Here is a 17,027-nt window from a genome sequence, read left to right as displayed (position 1 = left end):
ACAGACAGCTCAGTCGCCGACATCGGTACGCTACTCAGTAACCTCAGGTCTGCGTGAACATCGCAATCCCGACATAATACTGATGTAGCCTGCAATCTCCCGGGGCATCCATCCCTGATTTCTCCCGACTCGTTACACGGAGTCTAAAAACGTGTTTTACAATGATATGAGTGGAAAACAGTCCCGTGGCTGTGGCTCGCAGGGTTTTATCCTGTCTGAAAGCCAGCCTTGCGGGTTGTTCTCACCTGTTGTTACTGCGATAGTGGCTGGCCATGTTGTCAGTATAGAAAGAGGATTTACCTATGTCTGATGACATCCAGTCTCACCGTCCGTCACATGCGGGCGATACTGTTTCTTTGCGCTCCATGCAGGAGGTTGCCGTGAACGATCGTGATGCCAGCAAGATGCTGCGCACTTACAACGTTGCCTATTGGGGTAACAATTATTATGACGTCAACGAACTGGGCCACATCAGTGTCTGCCCGGATCCTGACGTGCCTTCTGCCCGTGTTGATCTGGCACAACTGGTGAAAGACATGCGTGAGCAGGACGGTCAGCGTCTGCCGGCACTGTTCTGTTTCCCACAAATTTTGCAGCACCGTCTGCGTTCGATTAACGCCGCGTTCAAACGTGCGCGCGAATCGTTCGGCTACGAGGGTGACTACTTCCTGGTTTACCCGATTAAGGTTAACCAGCACCGCCGAGTGATTGAATCGCTGGTGGAATCCGGTGAACCGCTGGGTCTGGAAGCGGGCTCAAAAGCTGAGCTGATGGCCGTTCTGGCGCACGCCGGGATGACCCGTTCCGTTATCGTCTGTAACGGTTACAAAGACCGTGAATACATTCGTCTGGCGCTGATCGGCGAAAAACTCGGTCACAAGGTGTATCTGGTTATCGAGAAGATGACTGAGATTAAACTGGTGCTGGAAGAAGCTGAGCGTCTCAATGTGATCCCGCGTCTGGGCGTGCGTGCGCGTCTGTCTTCGCAGGGCTCCGGTAAATGGCAGTCCAGCGGCGGCGAGAAATCCAAATTCGGTCTGGCGGCGTCTCAGGTTCTGCAACTGGTCGAAATGCTGCGTGAAGCAGGGCGTCTGGAAAGCCTGCAATTACTGCATTTCCACCTGGGCTCACAGCTGGCGAATATCCGCGATATTTCCACCGGTGTGCGTGAGTCCGCGCGTTTCTACGTTGAACTGCACAAGCTGGGTGTCAACATTCAGTGCTTCGATGTCGGCGGTGGTTTGGGTGTGGATTATGAAGGCACCCGTTCGCAGTCTGACTGCTCGGTGAACTATGGCCTGAATGAATACGCCAACAACGTCATCTGGGGTATCGGCGACGCCTGTAATGAGCATGGCCTGCCGCACCCGACGGTGATCACCGAGTCTGGCCGCGCCGTGACCGCGCACCATACCGTGCTGGTTTCCAACGTGATTGGCGTTGAGCGTAACGAATTCAAAGAGCCGGTGGCGCCTGAAAATGACGCGCCGCGCGCACTGGGCAGCATGTGGGATACCTGGAACGAAATGCACGATCCGGAAAACCGCCGTTCTCTGCGTGAATGGCTGCATGACAGCCAGATGGATTTGCACGACGTCCATTCGCAATATGCGCACGGGATTTTGGATCTGACGCAGCGCGCCTGGGCGGAAGACATCTACCTCAATATCTGTAATAAAATTCAGGATCAGCTGGATCCGAGCAACCGTGCGCATCGTCCGATTATCGACGAATTGCAGGAACGTATGGCGGACAAACTGTACGTCAACTTCTCGCTGTTCCAGTCTATGCCGGATGCGTGGGGTATCGATCAGCTGTTCCCGGTTCTGCCGCTGGAAGGTCTGGATAAGCCGCCGGTAGGCCGTGCGGTGCTGCTGGACATTACCTGTGATTCCGACGGCACTATCGATCACTACATCGACGGTGACGGCGTAGCCACGACCATGCCAATGCCGCCGTACGATCCAGAGGATCCGCCGGTGCTGGGCTTTTTCATGGTCGGTGCCTATCAGGAAATTCTCGGCAACATGCACAACCTGTTCGGTGATACCGCAGCGGTAGATGTATTTGTCTTCCCTGACGGCAGCATTGAAGTGCAGCAGTCAGACGAAGGCGATACCGTGGCGGACATGCTGGAGTACGTACAACTGGATCCGAATGTGTTGCTGGCTCGTTTCCGCGATCAGGTCAAAGAAACCGATCTGGATGCAGAACTGCAGGCGCAGTTCGTCGAAGAGTTTGAATCCGGTTTATACGGTTATACGTATCTTGAAGAAGATGAATAAGCGTTTATAAAGTGTAATAAACGACTGTGCAACGCCCGAGTTTATTCGGGCGTTTTTATAATTACATGTTTTTAATCCCTGTAATTACTCATAGTTAACAACAAAAGTGCCGGTAGCCGAGAAACTTCCCACCGAAATATTTTTGGAATCGCCGACCAGTTGCGCACTGAATTGTAATTGTTTGGAAGCAGGGATATTAGTATCGCTCACAGAATTTATTGAATTGGCATCGTTAGGTTTTAACTGACCACCAGAGGCGGTTGTGATTTTTACGCCGATACCGGTCGCTGCATTTGAAGTGGCGGAATTGCCTAACAACATGCTATTTCCCGGCGAGACAATATTTGTGGTCACACGCGTATTAAACATACTTACATTAGTACAACCTGATGTATTAAGTGTAAAGTTTACTATTTTTGTAGAACCGGACTTTATCTGTAATGGTGTGTAATCACCCAAAGGAATTGTCCCGCCCCCCGCGCTGCTGACCAGAGAGGTACAGGTAGGGGTTTTAACAGGGAAAGAAAAATCCCCCATAATGACAGTGATTAAACCGTTATTCGAGTCACTTTCACCTAACCTGAATGCACCGATATTCCCCTGGTTCAACGGGTGAATGCTTGATACGCCTTTAGGAATGCCAACAAATTGAGGTGTTTGGTATAGGGAAATATAAAATTTCCAAGTTGTATCTTCAACGTAAGGTTCGTAATTTTCCATATCCCACAGACGCATCTCGCCAGTACTGGAGGTGTAAGGAATATAACCCGCTATACCCTTTGAGTTTATTATCGCTACAGCATAGAGAATTCCAGGTATATTCGTGGCATATAATCCTGCAAGATATGAATAACCCATATTGTAAGAACTTATCTGGGCAACACTGCCTTTCTTACCAAATAAATTTTCACCATCATTCCCAGTTCGGCAATCAGAATGAAGACCCCATGATGAGTTCGCTAAATTATCCTTACTGAGCATATAATTCGTGGTTATATGAGGACGTAAACTAATCTCGGGACCGTTGCTAAGGGATATTGTTGTGGTGAAAGGAGCGTTTGAAAAATAACATTCTCTTGCCGCATAGGCCGCTTTAAGGGATAAACATTCTGCCAGCATCCATAATGCGATAAAAGTGAATATGAAGATGAAACGAGATGAGCGTATCGTCACTGCATTACAAGATAAATGATTATTCATAGCTAACACTCACTAATACTTTTGATGTAACGCGGCCGGCTGAGACTGCACCTGTATGTTGATAACGGGTATAGAAGTGATAGTCCGTTTTTTCAGCAATGGGCGTTGCAGCGTTTATCGGGAAATTCACATCGGAAGAACCGTCCGTTTCCAGCACATTGGTATTGTATTCCTGAGAAAATATCACCAGACCCACGTTTTTTGCGCCATCCGCTGCACCATCAGTTTCGCTGATAAATACCTGTTTAGAGCCCGATGCGAAATTACCTGACTGCGGGGCGAAACTGAAATGAACATTCTCAATCACATCCGTGCATTCACTCAGGCTAACAGTAAACGGATAACCGCCCAGTGGATCGGTAGGTAATATGGGGGCTGGCGAGGAACCGCGATCATCAAAATAATTGACGCTGACGGTGGGTAAATGAATCGCGCCGCCATTCTGTACAGTTAACTGACAGGTCGTCTCGAGAATATTAGCCTGTATATTCATGTTGAGATCACTTTCCGCAATGGTGACGAAAGGAAACCCCACGGCTAATACCGTTAACAAGCGTAATAATGTATTATTCATATTCACCGTGTGATTTATCATATTCCTTCCATTAGTCTTTGCTCGGCGATTTATTGATAGATAATCACAAACGTGATCGGTGCAATAAAACTCCCGGTAGTGACATTTGATATCGTGCGGCCTGCCGCAATCACCATTCGGGCATTCATATTCAACGTTGTGCCTGCGGAGGTAAGCGCGATGGTTTGTGGTGTGGCTCTGTTCGCACAACTAAATTGATTCCCGCTGTCGGGTGCATTACGCCAGAGTTCGACCGCGACGGCGGAGGCTGTGCCGCCGTTATTGGCAAAAGAATCACCATTTGAGTCCGCGCCCGAACAGCCCCCTGACGTTGGATTGGCCGTAATATCGGCCGATTTAACGCCCGAGCACGCGCTGAAAACAAGCTTAAAAGGCTGAATTTTACTTTTCTGTTTCAGTTCTGATTTATAGACATCATTAAAGTCAATGGCGGATGTCGGTGTCCCTGATGAATTCTGAATCTGGGCAGCACAAGTCCCGGCTTCAATGGTAGAAGTAAAGGTGGCAGTTAAATTTTCTGTCGGCGTGAGCTCAACCGCGTGCGCTGAAAATGTCACGAGGAATGCAGCTGACAGCAGTAAAAAATTATTGGTTTTCACGTTACTTTTCTCCATGCAGATCTGTTTAACCTGTTTTTTCTACGTTATTCATAGTTAAAGTTAAAAGTGGCAACGGCACTGAAAGTACCGGTTGTCCCTTTATTGGCTTGTGTTTCTTGCAGTCTTGAAACCAGGGCGACCTCTTTAGCATTGATTTCTGCGCTACTCCAGTTCAGCCGCTGACTGTCATTTGTGGAGTTAATGACAAAAGGCTGGTTTGACGCTGAGGCGCGCGCAATAGAAACGCCCAAAAAGGAGGAGGAACCTTCACCTGAAGTCCCATTGACGAGTAACGTATTGACATAACTGGATGGCGTCCCCCTGATCGTTGTTTTAATCGAGGTTATTCCCGCGGGGCATTCCACCATTTTTATCTTGAAGGTCGCGGTGGCGGCATTATCTCCCGCAATGATTTTATCTAAACTTACCTTTCCGCCGGAACCAATAGGAATAGTATTGTTGATACCATTTCCTGAGCCGCCTTCCAGTTTCATTTCACACGTTGTTTCAAGAATGTTGGCGCTAAAATTCACATTGACATTTTGTGCGTGAATCAGTGGCATATTCATGCCGAAAAATAAGATAGCGCATGATGATAATAATGTTCTGTATTCCGTTATCATTTCCCCTCCTGTTTATTCATTTTTTCAGATATCAGTGTGTCATTTTACAAGCGATATTTTTTAACATGACCGTCAGGTTAACTTTTTCCGGGTTCTCTGAAATAGAGTAATTAATCTGACAGGACTGGTCAGACTCACTTCCCCAAACAACATGGAGTATTCCTTTATCGTCAATACCACGAATGAAAGCCCTTCCGCCTTGCCCCATATTTCCGACGAGGACGTTTTTGTCATTAAAGACATCCGCGCCTAAAGGAATAAAACCGTTATCGGAACGCTGCAGTTCCATAATAACCGAGCGACCTTCATCAGTTTCGAAATTAACTAATACCACTGAACCGCTGCGCGGATAGGTAATCGTACTGGTGTTAACAATATTAACGTCCGCCTCCAGTGTGCTGATGTCCAGACCGACCGTGTTTTCCCGATAAGGCGAAAGATAAGGGGTTACCGCATACCCGTTACTGTCAATCCGGCCTTCACCTATACTCATCTTTGTGCCTCTTGCACCTTTGGCTTTGACCAGCGCGAGCGTATCAGTGTCGTTGATATTTCCGGGTGCAAAAGTAAGACCGCCAGCGTGAACAACCATGCCTCCGCTGGAACCAAAGGAAGCCTGCCGTCCTCCGTCATCGGTTAAAGAGGCTGAAAGACTCACTGGGCCATATGCGCTGTTATAACTTCCGTATCCACCAATCTGATTTAAGCTTTGGGCATCAGCCAGTGAAGATGACGTGTTAACACTGTAGTTATAGCGGTTATCCTCGCTATAACCGCCAGCGCTCATGTCCAGTTGCGATGTACCTTTAAAGTCAGTGCTTAAGCCGGTATTCAGATTGGTAAATCCACCAGGACGTTTACCCTGCGCAAACAGGTTTTCTAAAGGAATGCTCAGGTTAATATAAAGGCGGTTATCCTGATCACCATTTTCGTTATATTCACGCTGTAACGAAATGCTGTAATTCGCCCAACGATAACTATTATTATATCCGACTGAGAACTGAGACGTTTTTTTACTCTGATTCCAGTAAGATTCCCAACTGCCCGTCATATAAAGAGAACCGTAGTTTTGTTCACCATATTCCAGAGGCTGATTGATATTAATTTGTATCTGGTTTTTCATTCTGTCGTAATTTTTGAAAGTTTCTTCTTTATTGACCGGCTCCTGACTGAGTTCATCCTGAAGTGAAGCTGCATCGCGCAAGCTCAGATAGTCCTGGGTTGAAAACCGGTAAGCGGCAACATTCAGTGACGTATTGGTTTCGGTCAACAGCTTGTTGTAAGAAATCCTATAGCTCTGACCGTTTAGTGACTCATTGTTTTCGATATCTGCACGGGAATGCGTAATATCGAAGGCAAATGCGCCGACCGGAGTGTTCATAGCAAGCCCCGTCAGCAGGGCAACGTAGTCTGATGACATAGCCTCAACACCCGCATAGCCGGTGAAGGTATTATTAATGCCGTAATAGCCTGTCAGCACCGCCACTTCGGGGGAATCGCTGTAGGAACTCTCGTTAAGTTTGCCGAATCCTATATCCCAGCGGGCATTCCCAGGGCGCAGCATTTGCGTAACCGATGAGAAAGGCATAGAGAAAGTCCGTTTGCTGCCATCAGACTCTTCTATGGTTACGTCGAGACTGTTGCCATAGCCGGTAGGATTAATGTCATCAAGCGCAAAAGGGCCGGGAGGAACCGTCACTTCATAAATCACCGAACCACTTTGGCTGACAGTCACTTTTGCATTACTGTTTGCGGTGCCGCGTATCACGGGCGCATAACTGTTATCTGCGCCCGGCTGCATGCGGGTGTCACTGAATATCCTTAACCCTCTCAGATTAATGGAATCAAAGGCATCACCCTGCGTATAAGTATCACCCAAAACGAATTGGGCTTTTAATGCAGTGATATCGTGCTGAACATAAGCATCCTGACTGGAATAGGACAGGCCATTATCCTGATCCCAGTTAGTTGAACCTCTGGCACGAAAGCGCCAGCCAGCGAAGTTGGCACCATAATTCAACCCGGCGTAGGCGCTGTCACGGGATTCCCCGTCAGCGGTTGAACGGTAGGCATTCATGTCATAAGACAGCATGAACGCCGGGATGCCTTCTTCCCATAGAGCAGGATTCACATATCCAGAAGGGTGTTTGGCAAGATAAATCTGCGGAATGATAATATCCAGCCGTTGTTCCGAAGAATTAAATTTGACCTTTGACTCAGGGAGTTTTTCAGTCAAATTTAAGCACGTTGTTTCCGCGTCTTCCGGCGAGATATCTGCAACATCGTTTTTATCGATGAGGATATCTAACTGCTCAAGTAATTTTTGGGTGAGGCATGGGCTTGCAATATTCGTTCCGTTATCAATGAAAGTGACTTTAGAATTGAGTTTTAACGAACCATTAATAAAAACACCGACGCTATAAACGCCCGGCATGACAGGGTTTCCCTTGCTGAAACGGCGGGTGTCTATTTTGTCACTGTTGGAGGTGTTGTAAAGAAACTGACTGTCAAACTCAATATTCTCATCATCATCCTCACTGTCATCATTGGTAACCGCCGTTTCCGCCACGGACAAAGGTGACCATATAGCGCTCACGCCTAAAGTCAATGGAAGCAGTAATAATCCCGTTGTGATTTTATTTTTTTTCATAATATTACTGTTTTCAGTCAGGTAGCGAAAAAGGTCTTATTTAAAGGGATGTTTCATATTGTATATTTCCGCCATAATCATTAATTGCGGTATAATTTATTTTCCCTGTGCTCACCGGCGTCGTCAGTCCATCGATTTTCATCAACTGGGTGGAACCGGGGGCGATCATTTTTTTCTCAATTTCGTACTTGCGGCCGTTCGCGTTCAGAAAACCTTCATTTACTGTGACAAAATAAGGGGAAGCATTTTTTACCTCAGCAAATGCCTGTTGACCGTTTTTCACTATTTTCCATGACAAGGCGGTCGCTGCTTCAGCAGATGAACCCTTCAGGCCCTCAGGACGATAAAACAACTTTATGCGGGTACGAAAAGCCAGCTGAAGCAAATTTTCATCGGTATTGTTTTTAGCTTTAGGGGGAACTTCAAGCACGTTAAACCAAAATACAGTTTCTTTATCTTTTGGCAATTCACCGCCGAGACTGGCAATTTTCACCGTCTGGCCTTGCTTAGCGTTCATGCGTGAAATCGGGGGGGTAACCAGGAAAGGAATTTTCATCTCCTGCGGATTTACATCTTCGCGACCATCATCCAGCCACGATTGAACCAGTAAGGCTTTTTCTCCGCGATTATCCAGTTTCACTGTAATCTCTTTCGCTTGCGCCGGATAAATAATTCGGGTGCCAGAGATGACAACATCTGCACAGACATCAAAAGCAATAAGCCCCAGCACTGCAAGGCTAAACGAAATTATTTTTCGTGTAGGTATAAAATTCATGTTTCTCTCTATCAAATTTTATAATAAAAGCGTGCCCAATGATTTTTCGGGCACGCTGAATCATTAATTAAATAACATTAATTATTATTCGTAATTCATCGTAAAGGTGACGTTAGTATTCACTTTACCTGCCTGAACACTATTCGTTGCAGACCAGTCAGCGCTTGGGACGTAGGCTGCTTTGTAGGCAAAAACACCACGGCCATCGACCAGCGTCACGCTTTGTGCCACATCGGTCGGATCACCGATCAGAACCTGGCTCACGTCGGTCGTTGTGTTGTTGTAAAGAGCAACACTGACGTTTTGCGCGCTGCCAGATACCGTGGTGTCAGGTTTTAGCGTGCCGCTGGACAATTCTGCAAATTGCTGTGAAGAGAAGCTGACGGAGGCTTTGGTCACGGATTCTGCGCAGTCATTCAGCATTAATTCGAACTCTTTGCCCCCGACACCGCCAGCTGCGCGGGTTGTTGCATCTACCGCCGCTTTCGTCACAACAGGCATGGAGATAGTGACATTATTCGCTGCAACACCGTTGTTAGTGGTGATTTCACAGGTCGTGTCAGACACCGCACCATCAAACGTAATTAACCCAACATCCGCTGCCTGTGCAGATAAGCTACCGAATGCCAGACAAAATACAGATAAAGGGAAGAGAGTCTTAATGTTTTTCATGAAATGTCCTTTTCATTATTAAAACAACAGAAAACTTAAAATAAAGGATTAGTGATTTGAATAAGCCTTTTCAAGGGCTTACTTGAGCGGAGTATAAATATCGATGTTGCAGAGATCAAATTAGGGAAATTGCAGAATGGATGTAACGAAATAATTCTGTAGGAGTGTGTTAATAAGTAAACTGTATTTAATGTTTAAGTTTGCACATGTTGTATTTTTTTCTCGAGATTGATATTCGCCATAAAATACAAAGATCGTCAGGATCATTTTTATTAATTAAAAAGCTAAGCTTTGAAAAATAAACATAATAATTAGTGATGTGTATTTATTTATGATCAATGAAAATGATAAACAAATTGTGCTATTGAGGGAGAATAGACATGATTGTGCTATTTTCCGGGCAAAGAGAAGGGCGAGATTAGGAAAGAAAAAAGAATATCAAGGCTACTGGGGCGCCTGAATACTCAGTGATAATGTGCAGGAAGAATAACGAACCAGGGGGATTTCAGAGATGTACCTCACGATACATCTCTCATCAATTGATGAATTACTTCCCGGCAGCAATACGCTCGCGGATATGTTTAGCACGTGCTTCTGAAGAAGGGTGATCGTCAAACCAGCCGATGCTGCTTCCCTGATCCAGTTTTGCCAGCTTCTCAAAACTGGTTGCCAGACCGGTCGGATCAATGCCGCGTTTTTTCAGCAAATCAAACGAGTAATCGTCCGCTTCTGATTCCTGTTTTTGCGAGAACTGCGCGTTGACGTATTTCTCGCCCAGATCGGCAAGTTGCGACTGTGACAATGTGGCACTGACACCGCCGAGTGACGAAATCGCAGAGCGCGCCGCTGTCGCGCTGTAAGCCACCTGCATGGCTTTGCGGGTATGGCCGAGTGCCACGTGTCCCATTTCATGGCCGAGCACGCCTTCCACTTCATTGTCGTTCATCATATCCATCAGGCCGCTATAAACGCGGATACAGCCGTTGGCCATCGCCCAGGCATTGACGTCTTTGGTCAGATACACCTTGTAGTTGGCGGGTGTGCCGTTGATGTTATCGCCCAGTGCTGCCGAGATTTTTTTCAGGCGCTGTGCGTATTCACTGTCGTCGGGAGCAATCTGTGCTTTTTATCCATCTCTTCACAAGACTGCACGCTCAGCGTTTTGACGTCGGCATCGCTCAGCGTATACGCCTGATAAGCCTGCGCGCCGGACTGCATTAAGGTATCGGTATTGACGGTTGCACAGCCACTGACCAGTGACGCGGCAAAAAGACTCAACATAACAGGACGAAATTTCATCAGTTCAGATTCCCAGAGAAGATAAGCAAAGGTTGAAAAGCAGTCACAAAAAGACCCTGACTGTAAGGATAGCGTTAAGGTAGGTTTTTAGCAGCACCCGATCTATAGTGTAAGTCCGAAAAAACGCACTGATTTAAAAGCGGATTTTGTGAACTTAATCACGAGAGTGATTAGAGATTGCCGTTTTAATGCCGAGTCTGAGAAAATGAATTTCTTGACTGCTTTTTTAATCCGACCTGGAGTAGAACATGTCCTCTCGTAAAGAGCTTGCGAACGCTATTCGCGCACTTAGTATGGATGCCGTGCAGAAAGCGAATTCCGGCCACCCTGGCGCCCCTATGGGCATGGCAGACATTGCCGAAGTGCTGTGGCGCGATTACCTGAACCATAACCCGACAAACCCGCACTGGGCTGACCGCGACCGCTTCGTACTGTCCAATGGTCATGGTTCAATGCTGATTTACAGCCTGTTGCACCTCACTGGCTATGATCTGCCGATGAGCGAACTGGCAAACTTCCGTCAGCTGCACTCTAAAACCCCGGGCCACCCGGAATACGGTTATACCGCTGGCGTTGAAACCACCACCGGTCCGCTGGGGCAGGGCATCGCTAACGCCGTCGGTTTTGCTATCGCAGAACGCACGCTGGCAGCACAGTTCAACAAACCAGGCCACGACATCGTCGATCACCAGACTTATGCATTCCTGGGCGATGGCTGCATGATGGAAGGCATTTCTCACGAAGTGTGTTCTCTGGCCGGTACCATGAAACTCGGCAAACTGACCGCGTTTTATGATGACAACGGTATCTCCATCGACGGCCACGTAGAAGGCTGGTTCACCGATGATACGGCTAAACGTTTCGAAGCTTACGGCTGGCACGTAGTCCACGGTGTTGATGGTCACAATCCTGACGCCATCAAAGCGGCTATCGAAGAAGCACATAAAGTGACTGATAAGCCATCCCTGCTGATGTGCAAAACCGTGATCGGTTTCGGTTCACCGAACAAAGCCGGTACACACGATGTACACGGTGCTGCGCTGGGTGCTGCTGAAGTCGCTGCAACCCGCGAAGCGCTGGGCTGGAAATACGCTGCATTTGAAATCCCGCAAGATATCTATGCTCAGTGGGATGCGAAAGAAGCCGGTAAAGCGAAAGAAGCTGCGTGGAACGACAAGTTTGATGCTTACGCTAAAGCGCATCCGGAACTGGCAAAAGAGTTCAAACGTCGTGTGAACGGCGAGCTGCCAGCGAACTGGGAAACCGAAGCACAGAAATTCATCGAACAGCTGCAGGCAAACCCTGCAAACATCGCCAGCCGTAAAGCATCCCAGAACGCGCTGGAAGCCTTCGGTAAAGTGTTGCCAGAATTCCTGGGCGGCTCTGCTGACCTGGCACCAAGCAACCTGACAATGTGGTCTGGTTCTAAGTCTATCGGCGACGATCAGGCGGGTAACTACATCCATTACGGCGTGCGTGAATTCGGTATGACCGCCATCACCAACGGTATCGCGCTGCACGGCGGTTTCCTGCCGTACTCTGCGACCTTCCTGATGTTTGTGGAATATGCGCGTAACGCCGTGCGTATGGCTGCGCTGATGAAAATCCGCAACGTGTTCGTTTACACCCATGACTCCATCGGTCTGGGCGAAGACGGCCCGACGCACCAGCCGGTTGAGCAAATCGCCAGCCTGCGTGTTACGCCGAACATGAGCACCTGGCGTCCTGCGGATCAGGTTGAATCTGCTGTGGCATGGAAATACGCAATTGAGCGTAACGACGGCCCGGTTACCCTGATCTTCTCCCGTCAGAACCTGACCCAGCAACCACGTACCGCTGAGCAATTAGCAAACGTGGCGCGCGGCGGTTATGTGCTGAAAGATTGCGACGGCACACCAGAAGTGATCCTGATCGCGACCGGTTCTGAAGTCGGTATCACCGTGGAAGCGGCTGATAAACTGGCGGCTGCGGGCACCAAAGTGCGTGTGGTTTCCATGCCTTCAACTGACGCCTTCGACAAACAAGACGCGGCTTACCGTGAATCTGTGTTGCCGAAAGCCGTGACAGCCCGTGTTGCTGTTGAAGCGGGTATCGCGGATTACTGGTTCAAGTATGTTGGCCTGAACGGCGCTATCGTCGGTATGCATAGCTTCGGCGAATCAGCTCCGGCAGATCTGCTGTTCAAAGAGTTCGGTTTCACTGTTGATAACGTTGTTGCTCAGGCACAGGCGTTACTGAAGTAATTCCGCTTTCTTAAAAGCTTCTTAAAAGCACCTTCGGGTGCTTTTTTTTCGCCTGCAATTTCATGCGCCGGTTCTCAGTTTCGCGCGAAATGACGCAGGTCAAACCCTTCCGCTGCGGACTCAGCTAAACTCCCTGCATTCTGACGCTGTTTCAATCCGTCGGTTTTTGAGAATAATCACTGTCGAAAAGGTGATGAAAAAGTAAAATCACTGTGAATACACGGAATTGGCTGATGTTTTTTTAAGCGTTCGGCGCGATTAATGCCTCTGCGGCTGACGAATTATTCCTTTTATTCATGGTTTGGTTTATTCTCAGCTGAACCGTTTCAGTCGGGCTATTTGAGCTTAACATCGTCACCAGGTTGTTATCGTGCCGGAAACTGAAATTTTTCTGCTGCACGCATCGTGCTGACAGATGACGATGGTGATTCACCGTAAACGCACGCTGCATTACTATAGGTGTTACTGAAATTGAGTAACAACCGTGTAACAGGGAGATGTATGCCAATACGTATTGCAATTAATGGCTTTGGTCGCATTGGCCGTAGCGTATTGCGCGCGTTATACGAATCCGGGCGTCGGGCGGAAATCTCCGTCATTGCCATCAATGAAATCGCCAGCCCTGAAGGCATGGCGCATCTGCTCAAATACGACTCCAGCCACGGGCGCTTCGCCTGGGATGTCCGCCAGGAAGGTGAAAACCTTTACGTCGGCGATGACTCCATCCGTTTACTTCACCAGCCTGATGCCAGCCAGTTGCCCTGGGGCGAACTGAGTATTGACGTGGTGCTCGATTGCACCGGCGTTTACGGCAGTCGCGAAGACGGTGAAGCCCAGCTTGCGGCCGGCGCCAAAAAAATTCTGTTCGCGCATCCCGGCGGTCATGATCTTGACGCCACAGTGGTTTATGGTGTGAACCACGATTTGCTCGAACGTCAGCACCGCATTGTGTCCAATGCGTCCTGCACCACCAACTGTATTATCCCTGTGATCAAGCTGCTCGACGATGCTTTCGGCATTGAGTCGGGCACGGTAACGACCATCCATTCTTCGATGAATGACCAGCCGGTCATCGACGCGTACCACGCGGATTTACGCCGTACGCGCGCTGCCAGCCAGTCCATCATTCCTGTTGATACCAAACTGGCCGCAGGGATCACGCGCATCATGCCTAAATTCTGCGATCGCTTTGAGGCGATCTCGGTGCGCGTGCCGACAATCAATGTCACAGCCATTGATCTGAGCGTATTTGTCGAGGGTTCTGTGACGGTAGACGAGGTGAACCAGCTGCTGCAAAAGGCCGCAACAGGTGCTTTTCGTGGTATAGTTGACTATACCGAACTACCATTAGTCTCGACAGATTTTAACCACGATCCCCACAGCGCCATCGTAGATGGAACGCAGACGCGGGTAAGTGGACAGCACCTGATTAAGACACTTGTCTGGTGCGATAACGAGTGGGGTTTTGCCAACCGAATGTTGGATACAACATTGGCAATGTCCGCTAGCGGTTTCTAGTACGGCTGTTCCGGCCTTCTGGCCGAAATTGCCTTCAAGCAACTTTAAAGAGAATCAACGAGAGGATTCACCATGTCTGTTATTAAGATGAGCGATCTGGATTTAGCGGGTAAACGCGTACTGATCCGTGCCGATCTGAACGTGCCAGTTAAAGATGGCAAAGTAACGTCAGATGCACGTATCCGCGCTTCTTTACCAACCATCGAAATTGCCCTGAAACAAGGCGCACGCGTGATGGTTACCTCGCATCTGGGTCGTCCGACTGAAGGCGAATATAACGAAGAGTTTTCTCTGCTGCCGGTTGTTAACTACCTGAAAGAACATCTGAAATCTCCAGTGCGTCTGGCCAAAGATTACCTTGATGGCGTTGAAGTTGCAGAAGGCGAGCTGGTTGTTCTGGAAAACGTTCGCTTTAACAAAGGCGAAAAGAAAGACGACGAAGCACTGTCCAAGAAATATGCTGCCCTGTGTGACATCTATGTGATGGACGCATTCGGTACTGCGCACCGTGCGCAAGCTTCTACTCACGGTGTGGGCAAATTTGCGCCTATCGCGTGTGCCGGTCCGCTGCTGTCTGCAGAACTGGAAGCACTGGGTAAAGCGCTGGGTAACCCGGCTCGTCCGATGGTGGCTATCGTTGGCGGTTCTAAAGTTTCTACCAAACTGACCGTTCTGGATTCCCTGTCCAAAATCGCTGACCAGCTGATCGTTGGCGGTGGTATCGCGAACACCTTCGTGGCTGCTCAAGGCAACAACGTTGGTAAATCCCTGTACGAAGCAGACTTGGTCGGCACCGCAAGCAAATTGCTGGAAACCTGCGACATTCCTGTTCCTACCGATGTTCGCGTGGCGACTGAGTTCTCTGAAACAGCTGTTGCAACTGTGAAGTCTGTTAAAGACATCAAAGATGACGAACAAATTCTCGACATGGGCGACGAGTCAGCAAACCGCTTGGCTGAGATCATTAAAAACGCTAAAACCATTCTGTGGAATGGTCCTGTAGGCGTGTTCGAGTTCCCTAACTTCCGTAAAGGGACCGAGATTGTGGCGCAGGCCATTGCTGACAGCGAAGCATTCTCTATCGCAGGCGGCGGCGACACTCTGGCGGCTATCGACCTGTTCGGTATCGCTGACAAAATTTCCTATATCTCCACTGGCGGTGGCGCATTCCTGGAATTCGTTGAAGGGAAAGCACTGCCAGCGGTTGTGATGCTGGAAGAGCGTGCTAAGAAGTAATGAACCCTGAGCGGGAAGCTTACGGCTTCCTGTTCTTCTTTGCCGCGCGAGGGGCTGCACAGTGGAACTCGCGCGACATAGCAAACCGATTCAATCCATCTACGGCCGACGAATACAGGACAAAGAACTATGTCTAAAATTTTTGATTTCGTAAAACCAGGCGTTATCACTGGTGATGATGTACAGAAAGTTTTCGCTATTGCTAAAGAAAACAAATTTGCTCTGCCAGCGGTTAACTGCGTAGGCACCGACTCTATCAACGCCGTTCTCGAAGCTGCTGCGAAAGTCCGTTCACCGGTTATCGTTCAGTTCTCTAACGGTGGCGCTGCGTTCATCGCAGGTAAAGGCCTGAAAACTGACGTGCCACAAGGCGCGGCAATTCTGGGTGCAATCTCTGGCGCACACCACGTACATCAGATGGCAGAACATTACGGCGTGCCAGTCATCCTGCACACCGACCACTGCGCGAAAAAACTGCTGCCATGGATCGACGGTCTGCTGGACGCAGGTGAAGCTCACTTCGCGAAAACCGGTAAGCCACTGTTCTCTTCACACATGATCGACCTGTCTGAAGAATCCCTGGAAGAAAACATCGAAATTTGCAGCAAGTACTTAGCTCGCATGGCAAAAATCGACATGACTCTGGAAATCGAACTGGGTTGCACCGGCGGTGAAGAAGATGGCGTGGACAACAGCCATATGGACGCATCTGCACTGTACACTCAGCCGCAAGACGTTGATTACGCATACGAAAAACTGAACGCTATCAGCCCGCGTTTCACTATCGCTGCGTCATTCGGTAACGTACACGGTGTTTACAAACCAGGTAACGTTAAACTGACTCCAACGATCCTGCGTGATTCTCAGGAATACGTGTGCAAGAAACACAACCTGCCACACAACAGCCTGAACTTCGTCTTCCACGGCGGTTCCGGTTCTACTGCAGCAGAAATCAAAGAGTCTGTAGGCTACGGTGTTATCAAAATGAACATCGATACCGACACCCAGTGGGCTAACTGGGACGGTATCCTGCAGTTCTACAAGAAAAACGAAGCTTACCTGCAAGGTCAGTTGGGTAACCCGGAAGGCGCGGACAAACCTAACAAGAAATTCTATGACCCGCGCGTATGGCTGCGTGCTGCACAGTCTTCCATGGTGACTCGCCTGGAACTGGCATTCAAAGAACTGAACGCAATCGACGTACTGTAATTCTTACGCTTCCGGTGCTTGACCACCGGAATGTGAGGATAATCGTCAAAGGGGCTTCGGCCCCTTTTTTATTGCCCGTTTTATCTTCACAATGTCAGTCCTGTTAACGGAAACGCCCCTGGC

12 protein-coding genes and 1 pseudogene are annotated in these 17,027 nt (G+C 48.7%); 5 read left to right on the top strand and 8 right to left on the bottom strand.

Going from position 1 to position 17,027, the window contains the following annotated elements:
- Positions 1-302: 302 nt before the first annotated feature.
- Positions 303-2,285: a biosynthetic arginine decarboxylase gene (gene speA / locus UC15_RS13860; protein WP_112288995.1), complete on the top strand. Its 1,983-nt coding sequence runs from the start codon at positions 303-305 to the stop codon at positions 2,283-2,285.
- Positions 2,286-2,369: 84 nt separating this feature from the next.
- Here the strand turns inward: speA and UC15_RS13855 are convergent, their stop codons facing one another.
- The 8 genes and pseudogenes from UC15_RS13855 to UC15_RS13820 all read right to left on the bottom strand — a co-directional run bounded on the left by UC15_RS13855 (position 2,370) and on the right by UC15_RS13820 (position 10,698).
- Positions 2,370-3,485: a fimbrial protein gene (locus tag UC15_RS13855; RefSeq protein ID WP_112288994.1), complete on the bottom strand. Its 1,116-nt coding sequence runs from the start codon at positions 3,483-3,485 to the stop codon at positions 2,370-2,372.
- The gene (locus UC15_RS13850; RefSeq protein WP_232829884.1) at positions 3,478-4,059 is read right to left on the bottom strand and encodes a fimbrial-like protein; all 582 of its coding nucleotides are present in this window, start codon (positions 4,057-4,059) and stop codon (positions 3,478-3,480) included. The genes UC15_RS13855 and UC15_RS13850 overlap by 8 nt, the downstream gene beginning before the upstream one ends.
- A gap of 50 nt (positions 4,060-4,109) precedes the next feature.
- Positions 4,110-4,679, bottom strand: coding sequence for a fimbrial protein (locus UC15_RS13845; RefSeq protein WP_232829883.1), 570 nt, complete (start codon positions 4,677-4,679; stop codon positions 4,110-4,112).
- Positions 4,680-4,723: 44 nt separating this feature from the next.
- Complete coding sequence (locus tag UC15_RS13840) at positions 4,724-5,302, bottom strand: fimbrial protein (RefSeq protein ID WP_112288991.1); 579 nt, start codon at positions 5,300-5,302, stop codon at positions 4,724-4,726.
- A 31-nt stretch (positions 5,303-5,333) separates the two neighbouring features.
- A complete protein-coding gene (locus tag UC15_RS13835) occupies positions 5,334-7,952 on the bottom strand; it encodes an outer membrane usher protein (RefSeq protein WP_112288990.1) in 2,619 nt (872 codons plus the stop codon).
- Positions 7,953-7,992: 40 nt separating this feature from the next.
- Positions 7,993-8,727 (bottom strand): fimbrial chaperone, encoded by a 735-nt coding sequence (locus UC15_RS13830; protein ID WP_112288989.1) that lies wholly within the window; start codon positions 8,725-8,727, stop codon positions 7,993-7,995.
- A gap of 84 nt (positions 8,728-8,811) precedes the next feature.
- Positions 8,812-9,399: a fimbrial protein gene (locus UC15_RS13825; protein WP_112288988.1), complete on the bottom strand. Its 588-nt coding sequence runs from the start codon at positions 9,397-9,399 to the stop codon at positions 8,812-8,814.
- A gap of 547 nt (positions 9,400-9,946) precedes the next feature.
- Positions 9,947-10,698 (bottom strand): annotated as a pseudogene (locus UC15_RS13820) (M48 family metallopeptidase).
- 248 nt (positions 10,699-10,946) lie between these two features.
- Here UC15_RS13820 and tkt point away from each other — a divergent pair.
- From tkt to fbaA, 4 genes are all read left to right on the top strand, one after another.
- Complete coding sequence (gene tkt, locus UC15_RS13815) at positions 10,947-12,941, top strand: transketolase (protein ID WP_112288987.1); 1,995 nt, start codon at positions 10,947-10,949, stop codon at positions 12,939-12,941.
- Positions 12,942-13,442: 501 nt separating this feature from the next.
- On the top strand, positions 13,443-14,459 hold the full coding sequence (gene epd, locus UC15_RS13810; protein ID WP_112288986.1) for an erythrose-4-phosphate dehydrogenase: 1,017 nt from the start codon (positions 13,443-13,445) through the stop codon (positions 14,457-14,459).
- Positions 14,460-14,531: 72 nt separating this feature from the next.
- The gene (gene pgk / locus UC15_RS13805) at positions 14,532-15,695 is read left to right on the top strand and encodes a phosphoglycerate kinase (RefSeq protein WP_112288985.1); all 1,164 of its coding nucleotides are present in this window, start codon (positions 14,532-14,534) and stop codon (positions 15,693-15,695) included.
- 129 nt (positions 15,696-15,824) lie between these two features.
- The gene (gene fbaA, locus UC15_RS13800) at positions 15,825-16,904 is read left to right on the top strand and encodes a class II fructose-bisphosphate aldolase (protein ID WP_112288984.1); all 1,080 of its coding nucleotides are present in this window, start codon (positions 15,825-15,827) and stop codon (positions 16,902-16,904) included.
- The last annotated feature ends 123 nt before the right edge of the window (positions 16,905-17,027 follow it).

The sequence above is a fragment of the Rahnella sp. AN3-3W3 genome (assembly GCF_003263545.1).
Taxonomy (GTDB): Bacteria; Pseudomonadota; Gammaproteobacteria; order Enterobacterales; family Enterobacteriaceae; genus Rahnella; species Rahnella variigena.
Note: the sequence above shows the minus strand (reverse complement) of the source record. Positions and strands in the feature narration are given on the sequence as shown.